Source organism: Bradyrhizobium barranii subsp. barranii, assembly GCF_017565645.3.
Taxonomy (GTDB): domain Bacteria; phylum Pseudomonadota; class Alphaproteobacteria; order Rhizobiales; family Xanthobacteraceae; genus Bradyrhizobium; species Bradyrhizobium barranii.
In genome coordinates this window covers 6,049,254-6,061,710 of sequence record NZ_CP086136.1, presented here as the reverse complement: position 1 = coordinate 6,061,710, position 12,457 = coordinate 6,049,254, and the positions used below count along the sequence as shown (strand labels likewise).

Here is a 12,457-nt window from a genome sequence, read left to right as displayed (position 1 = left end):
GTTAAGCTCGCAAGGGCGTCAAAGTTGGCAAGTCCCGGCATGGGAGCACGCCTAGTCGGCCTGCTTCGGCCGCCGGGGAGCCTTTGACCTCTTCTGCGGAAAGTAGGGGTTCACGGCGCAGCTCGCGGAGCGGCCGACGGCGAGAAATCTGCACTGTTCGAGCGAAGTGTAGCGGCAGTCGAAATAGCCGACCGGGCCGTAGATCTGCATGCAGACGGGATAGCTGGGATCGTAGGTCTGGGCGTGCGCCGGCACGCCCGAGAAGAGCAGGCCGGTGGCGACGAGCGCGAAGCGGGCGCGGCGCATCTCAGCGCGGTGGGTAGTAGCCGGGTGAATAGCCCGGTGTCTGGGCGCGCGGACGATTCTGATAGGCGTAGGGATCGTCGCTCTGGCCAGTGAAATACGGATTCGCGATGCAGGTCAGCGCGCGGCCCGACGAGCTTGCCTGACACTGTGCGTAACTGTCGAACGTGCAATTGCTCAGCCCCGGCCATTCCTGGCCGGTCAGGCAGAACGCGTGATGCGTGCCGAATGTGCGTGCGGGCGTGCTTGCACTCAGCGTGAGCGCGAATGTGGCGATTGCGAGCGAAAATGTGGCGACAATGGGGAGGGCAATCTGTCTGCGCATCTCAATCTCCAATCACACAATCGTGCGTGCATCAGGTGTCCAGGCACAGATGCAACATACGTCGTGTAGTCGACATTGGAACTCATGAAAACCCTTGTTTCAAAGGGTTTCCCGCGCGCGCTGCTAAACATTCATTAACGCAGCACAGCCCTTTGGCCCCGACTGTTGCGTCGGGGTTACAGCAATTCCGTCGAGCGCTGATATGACGGCCCTACGGCCCGGGGGCCTAACGACGAAACTGGAACGGGAATCAAATGAACAAGAATCTGTTGCTTGCTGCTGTGAGCCTTGTCGCGCTGAGCGCGACTGCGCCGGCGCTGGCTGCTGACCTCGCTGCGCGGCCTTACACCAAGGCGCCCGCGATGATCGCGACCGTCTATGACTGGAGCGGCTTCTACATCGGCATCAACGGCGGCGGCGGTTCGTCGCACGCGACCTGGGATTTCGTTGGCGTGGGCCGCGAAGGCTCGCACGATGCGACCGGCGGCACGGTCGGTGGTCAGATCGGCTATCGCTGGCAGTCCGGCCAGTGGGTGTTCGGTGTGGAAGGCCAGGGCAACTGGGCTGACTTCTCGGGCGACAACACCAGCGCGCTGTTCGCCACCCGCAACCGCACCAAGATCGATGCGTTCGGTCTGATCACCGGTCAGGTTGGCTACGCCTGGAACAACGTCCTGGTCTACGTCAAGGGCGGTGCGGCTGTGGTCAGCAACAAGTACGAGATCTCCAGCACGGCGGGCGCGCTGCTCTCCTCGTCCAGCGACAGCCGCTGGGGTGGCACGGTCGGTGCCGGCCTCGAGTACGGCTTCGCGCCGAACTGGTCGGTTGGCGTCGAGTACAACCACATCTTCCTGTCCGACAAGGACGTGACCTTCGCTGGCTTCGCCGGCTCGGAGCGCATCCGCCAGGACGTCGACATGGGTCTCGTCCGCCTGAACTACAAGTTCGGCGGCCCGATGATCGGTCGCTACTGAGACTGGTCGCTCATTTCGAACGATCGTCGAAAAGCCCCGGCCTTGCGCCGGGGCTTTTTTGTTGCGTGAATTCAGCGAGTTAACCATCACTTTTCGAGAGAGCTCACACGGCTTGACTCTCAAGAACGAAATGAGAACAATGTTCTTCATACGTTCTGGTGATGGAGCAAGCCATGTTCAGGATTTTCGTGGAAGAAGCCGCCGCACTCGCCTCGATCTCGCTGTTCGTCGGGATGATCGCAATCTGGGCGCAGGTGATTCCGCAGCTCTAGGCCGCAGCTGGCCAGACCCCTTGGTCATGCCCTTGGGGAAAAGCGGGACGACGCGGCCGTTTCGTGGCTCCGGCGTGGACTCTGAAGCGGTGACGCCCCACCATTGTGAGGCGAGTCGGCTGGGTGGGCGGAAAATGTCCTCATGATCCCCCTGGAGCCGGCGACCGCTCCATCTCACTGCAAGAGGCCGTCACGCGACCATGCCGAGCGCCGGATTTGTCCACCTTCACGTTCACTCGGCCTATTCGCTGCTCAAGGGCTCGATCAAGATCGCCAAGCTCGCCGAGCTTGCGAAGAAAGACCACCAGCCCGCACTGGCGCTGACCGACACCGACAACATGTTCGGCGCGCTGGAGTTCTCCGACAAGATGGCGGGCTCCGGCATCCAGCCGATCGTCGGCTGCGAGCTCGCGATCGATTTCGGCGACCAGGATCCCAACGCGCGCAATGCGCTGCTGCCGTCGCGTGTGGTGCTGCTGGCGGCCCAGGAGCGCGGCTATCGCAGCCTGATGCGGCTGAACTCGCGCGCGTTCCTCGAATCGCCTGACAGCCACGCGCCGTTCATCAAGTTCGATTGGCTCGACGGTGAGACCGAAGGCTTGATCGCACTCACGGGCGGCCCTGACGGGCCGATCTCGCTCGCGCTTGCCAGCGGGCAGGCCGAAATTGCGGCGACGCGCTGCGAGCGTCTCGCCGGCCTGTTCGGCGACCGCCTCTATGTTGAATTGCAGCGCCACAACATCGACAAGGAGCGCCGCGTCGAAAGCGGGCTGATCGACATTGCCTACGCAAAAGGCCTGCCGCTGGTTGCGACCAACGAGCCGTATTTCGCTTCGAACGACGATTACGAGGCGCACGATGCGCTGCTCTGCATCGCCGGCGGGCGGCTGATCGCCGAGACCGATCGCCTTCAGCTCACGCCCGATCACCGCTTCAAGACCCGCGCCGAGATGGCGGTGCTGTTCGCCGACATTCCGGAGGCGCTGGCCTCGACGGTGGAGATCGCCGAGCGCTGCTCGTTCCGCCCGATGACGCGCAAGCCGATCCTGCCGTTCTTCACGGTCGGCGCCGCCGCAAGCTCCGACGCCGCGTCGGTCGAGGCGGCCGAGCTGAAGCGCCAGGCGGAGGAGGGGCTCGCCAACCGCCTGCGCGTGCACGGCCTTTCGCAGGGCACTACGGAAGAGGACTACGACAAGCGCCTGGCGTTCGAGCTCGACGTCATCATGCGGATGAAATACGCGGGCTACTTCCTGATCGTCTCGGACTTCATCAAATGGGCGAAGGGCCAGGGGATTCCGGTCGGACCGGGGCGCGGTTCGGGCGCCGGCTCTCTGGTCGCCTGGGCGCTGACCATCACCGACCTCGACCCGATCAAGTTCGGCCTGCTGTTCGAGCGCTTCCTCAATCCGGAACGCGTCTCGATGCCGGACTTCGACATCGATTTCTGCCAGGACCGCCGCGGCGAGGTGATCAGGTACGTCCAGGAGCGCTACGGTCGCGACCAGGTCGCGCAAATCATCACCTTCGGTACGCTGCAGGCGCGCGGCGTGCTGCGCGACGTCGGCCGGGTGCTGCAAATGCCCTATGGCCAGGTCGACAAGCTGACCAAGCTGGTGCCGCAGAATCCGGCCGCGCCGGTGACGTTGGCCGCCGCGATCGAGAGCGAGCCGAAGCTTCAGGCGTTCCGCGATGAAGACCCGGTGGTGGCGCGCGCCTTCGACATCGCGCAGCGCCTCGAAGGCCTGACCCGCCACGCCTCGACGCACGCGGCCGGCATCGTGATCGGCGATCGCCCCTTGAGCGAACTCGTGCCGATGTACCGCGATCCCAAGTCGGACATGCCGGTGACCCAGTTCAACATGAAATGGGTCGAGCCGGCCGGGCTGGTAAAGTTCGACTTCCTCGGCCTGAAGACGCTGACCGTGCTCGACGTCGCGGTGAAGCTCTTGAAGCCGCGCAACATCGACATCGATCTCGCGACGCTGCCGATCGACGATGCCGAAAGCTACCAGATGCTGGCGCGGGGCGAGGTGGTCGGCGTGTTCCAGGTTGAAAGCCAGGGCATGCGGCGCGCGCTGGTCGACATGCGCCCCGACCGTTTCGAGGACATCATCGCGCTGGTCGCGCTCTATCGCCCGGGCCCGATGGCGAACATCCCGACCTATTGCTCGCGCAAGCACGGCGACGAGGAGCCGGAATATCTGCATCCGGTGCTGGAGCCGATCCTGAAGGAGACCTTCGGCGTCATCATCTACCAGGAACAGGTGATGCAGATCGCGCAGGTCATGTCGGGCTATTCGCTCGGCGACGCCGACCTGCTGCGCCGCGCCATGGGCAAGAAGATCCGCGCCGAGATGGACAAGCAGCGCGACATCTTCGTCGCCGGCGCGGTCAAGAACGGCGTGCCGAAGGGGCAGGCCGAGACCATCTTCGAGCTGCTCGCAAAGTTCGCCGACTACGGCTTCAACAAGAGCCACGCGGCGGCCTACGCGCTGGTGTCCTACCACACCGCCTATATGAAGGCGCATTACCCGGTGGAGTTCATCGCGGCGTCGATGACGCTCGATCTCAACAACACCGACAAGCTCTCCGAATTCCGTTCCGAGGCGCAGCGCCTCGGCATCAAGGTCGAGCCGCCGAACATCAATCGCTCAGGCCCGACCTTCGAGGTCGGCGAGAAGACGATCTACTACGCGCTCGCCGCGCTCAAGGGCGTCGGCATCCAGGCGATCGAGCAGATCATCGAGGAGCGGACCAGGCGCGGGCTGTTCACCTCGCTCGCCGACTTCGCCGCGCGGGTCAATCCGCGCGCGATCAACAAGCGCATCATCGAAAGCCTCGCCGCTGCCGGCGCCTTCGACACGCTGGAGCCGAACAGGGCGCGGGTTTTTGCCGGCGCGGACTCGATCCTGGCCGCCTGCCAGCGTGCGCATCAGGCCGAGACCATCGGCCAGAACGACATGTTCGGCATGTCGGCGGATGCGCCGACCATCATGCTGCCGCAGATCGAGCCCTGGCTGCCGGCCGAGCGGCTGCGCCGCGAATATGACGCGATCGGATTCTTCCTGTCGGGCCATCCGCTCGACGATTACGCGATGGTCCTGAAGCGCCTGCGGGTGCAGAGCTGGGCCGAGTTCTCGCGTGCGGTGAAGACCGGCGCCACCGCCGGCAAGGTCGCGGCCACCGTGGTGTCGCGCATGGAGCGGCGCACCAAGACCGGCAACAAGATGGGCATCATGGGGCTGTCTGATCCCACGGGCCATTTCGAGGCGGTGCTGTTCTCCGAGGGCCTCGCGCAATACCGCGATGTGCTCGAGCCGGGCGCCGCCGTGCTGCTCCAGTTGGGCGCGGAATTGCAGGGCGAGGACGTTCGTGCCCGCGTGCTGCATGCCGAGCCGCTCGATGACGCCGCCGCCAAGACGCAGAAGGGCCTGCGCATCTTCGTGCGCGACACCAAGCCGCTGGAGTCGATCGCCAAGCGATTGGCCGGACCCGACATGGCGGCCTCGAACGGCGCCGCGCCAAAAGTCGGCAGTCCCGGCATCGCGCCGCGCTCGAACGGCGACGGCGAGGTCTCGCTGGTGATGATGCTCGACCTCGAGACCGAGGTCGAGATGAAGCTGCCCGGCCGCTTCAAGGTCTCGCCGCAGATCGCCGGCGCGATCAAGGCGGTCGCGGGCGTGGTGGACGTGCAGCAGCTCTAAAGCGCGATGATATCCGGAAGAATCGTCTTCGCGCTTGGGATCGGCGTTAGCGTATGATCTCGCCACAAACGCGTGCCGCGTTTGTGGTGAGTGAGAATTGCTGCCCTTTTCCGGATCATGCTTTAGCAGCCGATCTCGAATATATGCAGATGGGCGCAGCTCTGTGCGGTCGTTGCGCGTGAGGCGAGCGATCGCTTCGGCTTTGCAACATGGTTCGCGTTGCAGCAATCATCAGTTGCATCATTTATCATTGGTGATTTCTTCACATCGATGCACCTATCATCGCGACGCTTCCATTCGTCCACTGTACCTGGGGAAACGTCACATGTGCGACAAGTGCTCTGAATCTCTGCATCGAGACATCGCGCCGTCGCGGCGGTCCGCGATGCTGTTTGGCGCCGCCGCGTTCGGCATGGCCTTCGCCGGCGGAGCTTTCGCGAGCGGCGCCTTGGCAAAGGAGGCCAAGCAGCCACCCAAGCCGCAGAACGTGTTGTCGCCCGACGCATCGCTGAAGCGGCTGATGGAGGGCAATGCGCGCTATGTCGACGGTGTGGCGCGGCGCCACGATTTCAAGCACGAGCGCGAGGCGCTGGCCGGTGGACAGAATCCGTTCGCGGCGGTTCTGAGCTGCGCCGATTCACGCATCGCGCCGGAATATGCCTTCGACAGCGGCCGCGGCGATCTCTTCGTCTGCCGCGTCGCCGGAAATTTTGCCGGCACCGAAACCATTGCCAGCATGGAATATGCGGTGGCCGTGCTCAACGCACCGCTGATCCTGGTGCTTGGCCATGATGCCTGCGGCGCGGTCGATGCGACGCTGAAGGCAATCAAGGACAACACGTCGCCGCCGGGACACATTCCCTCGCTGGTCGATGCGATCGCGCCCGCCGCAAAGGCTGCGATGCAGCAGGGCGGGGACGTGCTCAACAAGGCGATCCGGCAGAACGTGATCGACAACGTCGCGAAGCTGAGATCGGCCGCGCCGATCCTCAATGCGGCCGTGGAGCAGGGCAAGCTGAAGGTCGTCGGTGGCATCTACCGGCTCACCACGGGAACAGTCGATCTGATCGCGCAGGGCTGAGCGAGGTTCGCGCTACAGCGCGGTCGCGAGGCTTACGCGGGCCTGACGCAGGGACTTGATGGGGCGGGGCGCCATGCCGCCGCCTCAATCCGCGCATTTCGTTCAAGAGCCATTCAGCCGGCCGCGCGTCTCATGTACGGTGGCAGCTCAACAACGATAGCGGGCAAGCAAGCCATGCGTGGGACCTACAAGGCCTTCATCTGTTTTCTCTTGCCGATCCTGGCGTTCGCTGCGGCCGCGCCCGGTCCGGCGCGCGCGCAGCAGCAGGAAAAGCGCATCGCGCTCGTGGTCGGCAACGGCGCCTACGCCAAGTCGCCGCTGGCGACGACCGCGAACGATGCCGGCCTGATCGCGCAGACGCTGCAAGCGGCGGGCTTCGACGTGGTCGGCGCGCGCGATCTCGACGGCGACACGCTGCGCAAGAGTCTTCGCGATTTCATCCAGAAGGCGCAGGCCTCGGGTCCCGGCACCGTCGCGATGATCTATCTTGCCGGCTATGGCGTCCAGCTTGCGGGCGAGAACTATTTCATCCCGGTCGATTCCAACATCACCCGCGACACCGACATTCCGACCGAAGGCCTGCGCATCAGCGACTACGCCCGCCAGCTCGCTTCTGTTCCGCTCAAGGCCAACATCGTCGTGCTCGACGCGGCGCGCGCGCAGCCCTTCATCGAGGGCGGCCAGCAGATCGCGAGCGGACTGGCGCTGGTCGAGCCGGATCCGAACATGCTGATCGCCTTCAACGCCGCGCCCGGCACGGTCGCGCCGGAAGAGCCCGGCCCGTACGGCATTTATGCGCAATCGCTGGCGGAGATGATCCGTACCGGCGGCCTGCCGCTCGCCGAGGTGTTCGACCGCGTCCGTCTGCGCGTCAACGAGGCCAGCAAGGGCGCGCAGGTGCCGTGGAACGAGGCGAAGATATCGGCGCCCTTCTCGTTCTTCGAGCGCGGGCCCGATGCGCCGCCGCCGGAGGCCGCGCCCGACCAGGTTGCCGCGATCCGCAACAAGCCGATCCGCGATCTCGGCGTGCAGGACGCCTATGCGGCCGCGCTCGAGCGCGACACGTTGCCGGCCTATGAAGAATTTCTCGCGGCCTATCCCGGTGATCCGATGTCGAAGCGCGTGATGGCGATCGTCGCAGCGCGCCGCGAGGCGATCACCTGGCGGCGGACCTACCGGAACGATACGCCGGAGGCCTATTGGTCCTATCTGCGGCGCTATCCGCGCGGGCCGCACGCGGCCGATGCGCGCCGGCGTCTGGCGATTCTCACCGCGCCGCCCGAGCCACCGCCGACCTTCGCGATGATCGACTATGACGTGCCGCCCCCGCCGCCGGAGGAGGTGGTCTATGTCGACCGTCCCGTGCTGTACTTCAGCGACCCTGATTTTGGCTTCGCGCCGCCACCGCCGCCGCCGGTTTATTATCTGCCGCCTCCGCCGCCGGATTTCATCGTGCTCGAGCCACCGCTGCCCGTGGTCGGCCTGTTCGTGCTGCCGCAGCCGATGTTCGTGCCGATCCCGGTGTTCGTCAGGCCGCCGGTCTATGTCGCGCCGCCGCCAAACAACATCGTCTTCAACAACATCCATAACACCACGGTCATCAACACCGTGATCAACCGGCCGCCCGCCCCGCCCGTGGGAGCGGGAGGAGGGACCGGGCCTGGCAATCTGAGGCCGGCGATTGCCGACCGCGCCAACCCGGTAACGCCAATGTTGCCGCAGGCCGCTACGCAGCGCGCCGCGCTGATCCAGCAGGGCAAGGCGCCGATGCCGCCGAGCGCGACGGTCCAGCCGACGGCGAGGCCGGGGATACCTCCGGGGACGCCGGCCAATGTCGCGCCGACCGGCACGCCCCCCGCCGCACCGCCGACCAGGCTGCCACAGACCAACACGCTGCCGGTTCCCGGCGCCCAAGGCGGGCCGCCTGCGCCGCCAGCCGGGGCAGGGACGCCGCAGGGCGGCAGGCCCTTGGCGCCGACGGCAAATGCACCCGGTGCGCCCCCGCCGACGCATCCGGGGGCGCCGACCACGGCTGCGCCCGGCACAACGCTGCCGTCCCATCCTGGCGCGCCAACGGCCGGCACTCCGACGACCGTTGCGCCCACCGCGAACCCGGCTGCGCCCGGCCAACCGCCGAAGCCGCCGGTTGCTCAGACCCCGGCCGGCGGCGCGTCCGCTGGCGGCAAGTCTGCAACCCGCGAGCCGGCTGTCGCGCCGCCAACTGCTGCGGGCACACCGCCCGGCACGCCCTCGGGCGCCACGGCCAAGCCGGTCTCGCCGCCGCCCTCGGCCGCGCGCGAGCCGGTCAAACCGCAGAACTTGCCCGCGACCCCTCCAGCGCAGGCCGCCCGGCCGTCGCCGTCAGCTCCAGCATCGCGGCCGCAGGCCGTGGCGAGGCCGACGCCGCCACCGCCCGCCGCTCGCCCGGCACCGCCGCCGTATGTCGCATCGCCTCCGCCAGCCCGCGCGGCTCCGCCCGTGGCCGTTGCACGGCCGGCGCCTCCGCCCATGGCCCGGCCTGCACCTCCACCCGTGGCGCGGCCCGCGCCGCCACCGCCGGTCGCCCGGCCGGCACCACCGCCGCCGCCGCGGATGGCCGTCGCGCCCCCGCCGCGTCCAGCGGCACCTCCGCCGCGCCCAGCGGCGCCGGCGGCGAAAAAGTGCCCGCCGAACCAGCCCAAGTGCTAGGTCTTTACGGACCAGCGTGGTCTTTACGGAAGAGGGCCTTCGGGGGACGAAAACCACCCCCGAAAGGCCCTTATTTCCTTGCTTCTGGCCGAAATGGCGCTATATAGCGCCCCATCTCACACGGAAACATGGCTCACAAGGCCGTCCGGTGGCAACCGGGGCGAGAACGCTCCGTTTTGCTCACACGTTTCCGGAGGAACCAACCGGAGAATTGAAACTATGGCGCTACCCGATTTCACCATGCGTCAGCTCCTCGAAGCTGGCGTGCACTTTGGTCACCAGTCTCACCGCTGGAATCCGAAAATGGCACCGTTCATTTTCGGCGCCCGCAACAACATCCACATCGTCGACCTCGCGCAGACCGTACCGTTGCTGCACACCGCCTTGCAGGCGGTCAGCGACACCGTCGCCAAGGGCGGCCGCGTCCTGTTCGTCGGCACCAAGCGCCAGGCGCAGGACGGCGTCGCGGACGCTGCCAAGCGCTGCGCGCAGTATTTCGTCAATTCGCGCTGGCTCGGCGGCACGCTGACCAACTGGAAGACGATCTCGGCCTCGATCAAGCGCCTGCGTCATCTCGATGACGTGCTGTCCGGCGGCGACGCCAGCTCCTACACCAAGAAGGAGCGCCTGACGCTTCAGCGCGAGCGCGACAAGCTCGATCGCTCGCTCGGCGGCATCAAGGACATGGGCGGTCTGCCCGACCTGATCTTCGTGATCGACACCAACAAGGAAGACATCGCGATCCAGGAAGCCCAGCGGCTCAACATCCCGGTCGCCGCGATCGTCGACACCAATTCGGATCCCAAGGGCATCACCTATGTGGTCCCGGGCAATGACGACGCCGGCCGCGCGATCGCGCTGTATTGCGACCTGATCGCACGTGCGGCGATCGACGGCATCTCGCGCGCCCAGGGCGATTCGGGCATCGACATCGGCGCCTCGGCTCGTCCGGTCGCCGAAGAGCTGCCGGCCGCTTCCTCGAGCGGCTTCCAGGGCCTTGCCGGTCCGCGCGGCACCGCCGACGACCTCAAGAAGCTCCCGGGCGTGTCGGGCGCGATCGAGAAGAAGTTCAACGACCTCGGCATCTTCCACTTCTGGCAGCTCGCCGAGCTCGATCACGACACCGCGCACAAGATCGGCGAAGAAGTCGGTCTGCCGAGCCGTGCGGATGCCTGGGTGGCCAAGGCCAAGGCGCTGACCGCGGAAGCGGAATAGTCAAAAAGAGCGATGGGTTGGCCGGATATAAGTCCGGCCACCATTTCAGTTGACGCGAATTCCTGAGATGGACCGCGGCGGGGCTGTTTGATGCCACGCCGCGGCAAACCGGCAGGCAAGAAGGATTTTCAACGATGGCAACGATCACAGCTGCGATGGTCAAGGATCTGCGCGAGTCCACCGGCGCAGGCATGATGGACTGCAAGGCCGCGCTCACCGAAAACGACGGCAACATGGAAGCGGCGCAGGACTGGCTGCGCAAGAAGGGCCTGTCGAAGGCCGCCAAGAAGTCCGGTCGCGTCGCCGCGGAAGGCCTGATCGGCGCGCTCACCAAGGGCACCAAGGGCGTCGTGGTCGAGGTCAACTCCGAGACCGACTTCGTCGCGCGCAACGGTCAGTTCCAGGGCCTCGTCAAGATGGTCGCGCAGGTCGCATTCGACGTCGGCGCCGATGTCGAGAAGATCAAGGCCGCCAAGGTCGGTGACGTCACGATCGAAGCCGCGATCAACGACGCGATCGCCACCATCGGCGAGAACATGACGCTGCGTCGCGCAGCTTCGCTCGAAGTGACGCAGGGCGTCGTGTCGAGCTACGTCCACGGCGCCGTCGTCGAAGGCGCCGGCAAGATGGGCGTGATCGTCGCGCTCGAATCGCCCGGCAAGGCCGACGAGCTCGCGGCCCTCGGTCGCCAGATCGCGATGCATGTCGCGGCCACGAACCCGCTCGCGCTCGAGCCGTCCGGCCTCGATCCGGCGGTCGTGAAGCGCGAGAAGGACGTGCTCGCCGACAAATATCGCCAGCAGGGCAAGCCCGAGAACGTGATCGAGAAGATCGTCGAGTCCGGCCTCAAGACCTATTACAAGGAAGTCTGCCTGCTCGAGCAGGCCTTTATCCACGACACCGGCAAGTCGGTGGCGCAGGCGGTGAAGGAAGCCGAAGGCAAGGTCGGCGGCGCGGTGAAGATCGCGGGCTTTGTGCGCTATGCTCTCGGTGAGGGAATCGAGAAGCAGGAAAGCGACTTCGCGGCCGAGGTCGCAGCGGCCAGCGGCAAGAAGTAAGCGCCGGTACGTTCCTTCCGGCTTGCCGCCGGAAGCGGCGCCCGGACGGGGAAAGTGCTCATGACTGATCCGGTCTATCGTCGCGTCGTGATCAAGCTGTCCGGCGAGTATCTCGCGGGGCAGCAGGGTTTTGGCATCGATCAGCCGACCCTCGACCGGGTTGCGGACGATCTGATCGCCGCCCGCCAGCTCGGCACCGAGGTTGCGGTGGTGATCGGCGGCGGCAACATCGTGCGCGGCGTTGAAGTGTCCTCGCAAGGGGTGTCGCGCACCACCGGCGACACCATGGGCATGCTCGCCACCATGATGAACTGCCTCGCGCTGGAGGCGACGATCGAGCGCAAGGGCACGCCGGCACGTACGCTGTCGGCCTTCGTCATGCCCGAGATTTCCGAGCTGTTCACCCGCACCGCGGCGCACAAATACCTCGCGGAGGGCCGGATCGTGCTGCTCGGGGGCGGAACCGGCAATCCGTTCTTCACCACCGACACGACCGCGGTGCTGCGGGCCGCCGAGATCGGAGCCGAGGCTGTGCTGAAGGCAACCAATGTCGACGGCGTCTACTCGGCCGACCCGAAAAAGGATCCGACCGCCACGCGATTCGACCGGCTGACGCATTCGCAGGCGATCGAGGGCGGCTACAAGGTGATGGATGCGACCGCCTTCGCGCTTGCCCGCGAGACGTTGCTGCCTATCATCGTGTTCTCGATCGCGGAGCCGGGTTCGATCGGCGCTGTGCTGCGTGGCGGCGGCCACGGAACCGTCGTCGCCGGCTGACGGCTCGCCGGTCGCGCCTGAGGGGCGCGGAGTGGGTCGCCGGGATTTTGAAGGAGAAAC

General features: G+C 66.1%; 9 protein-coding genes. 7 read left to right on the top strand and 2 right to left on the bottom strand.

The window, feature by feature from the left end:
- Positions 1-51: 51 nt before the first annotated feature.
- Positions 52-306 carry a DUF3551 domain-containing protein gene (locus J4G43_RS29265; RefSeq protein WP_071913454.1) on the bottom strand — a complete coding sequence of 85 codons (255 nt, stop codon included), beginning with the start codon at positions 304-306 and terminating at the stop codon, positions 52-54.
- Position 307: 1 nt separating this feature from the next.
- Positions 308-628 (bottom strand): DUF3551 domain-containing protein, encoded by a 321-nt coding sequence (locus J4G43_RS29260; RefSeq protein ID WP_208087096.1) that lies wholly within the window; start codon positions 626-628, stop codon positions 308-310.
- A 254-nt stretch (positions 629-882) separates the two neighbouring features.
- Between J4G43_RS29260 and J4G43_RS29255 the strand changes: the two genes are divergently transcribed.
- The 7 genes from J4G43_RS29255 (at position 883) to pyrH (ending at position 12,397) form a co-directional block, all read left to right on the top strand.
- Positions 883-1,602, top strand: coding sequence for an outer membrane protein (locus J4G43_RS29255; RefSeq protein ID WP_063983028.1), 720 nt, complete (start codon positions 883-885; stop codon positions 1,600-1,602).
- A 472-nt stretch (positions 1,603-2,074) separates the two neighbouring features.
- Positions 2,075-5,578 carry a DNA polymerase III subunit alpha gene (gene dnaE / locus J4G43_RS29250; RefSeq protein ID WP_063983029.1) on the top strand — a complete coding sequence of 1,168 codons (3,504 nt, stop codon included), beginning with the start codon at positions 2,075-2,077 and terminating at the stop codon, positions 5,576-5,578.
- 325 nt (positions 5,579-5,903) lie between these two features.
- Positions 5,904-6,659: a carbonic anhydrase gene (locus tag J4G43_RS29245; RefSeq protein WP_208087095.1), complete on the top strand. Its 756-nt coding sequence runs from the start codon at positions 5,904-5,906 to the stop codon at positions 6,657-6,659.
- Between the two features lie 174 nt (positions 6,660-6,833).
- On the top strand, positions 6,834-9,347 hold the full coding sequence (locus tag J4G43_RS29240) for a caspase family protein (protein WP_208087094.1): 2,514 nt from the start codon (positions 6,834-6,836) through the stop codon (positions 9,345-9,347).
- Between the two features lie 219 nt (positions 9,348-9,566).
- Positions 9,567-10,562 (top strand): 30S ribosomal protein S2, encoded by a 996-nt coding sequence (locus J4G43_RS29235; RefSeq protein ID WP_208087093.1) that lies wholly within the window; start codon positions 9,567-9,569, stop codon positions 10,560-10,562.
- Positions 10,563-10,696: 134 nt separating this feature from the next.
- A complete protein-coding gene (gene tsf / locus J4G43_RS29230; RefSeq protein ID WP_028169462.1) occupies positions 10,697-11,620 on the top strand; it encodes a translation elongation factor Ts in 924 nt (307 codons plus the stop codon).
- A 60-nt stretch (positions 11,621-11,680) separates the two neighbouring features.
- Positions 11,681-12,397 carry a UMP kinase gene (pyrH, locus tag J4G43_RS29225; protein ID WP_028151698.1) on the top strand — a complete coding sequence of 239 codons (717 nt, stop codon included), beginning with the start codon at positions 11,681-11,683 and terminating at the stop codon, positions 12,395-12,397.
- Positions 12,398-12,457 lie beyond the last annotated feature (60 nt).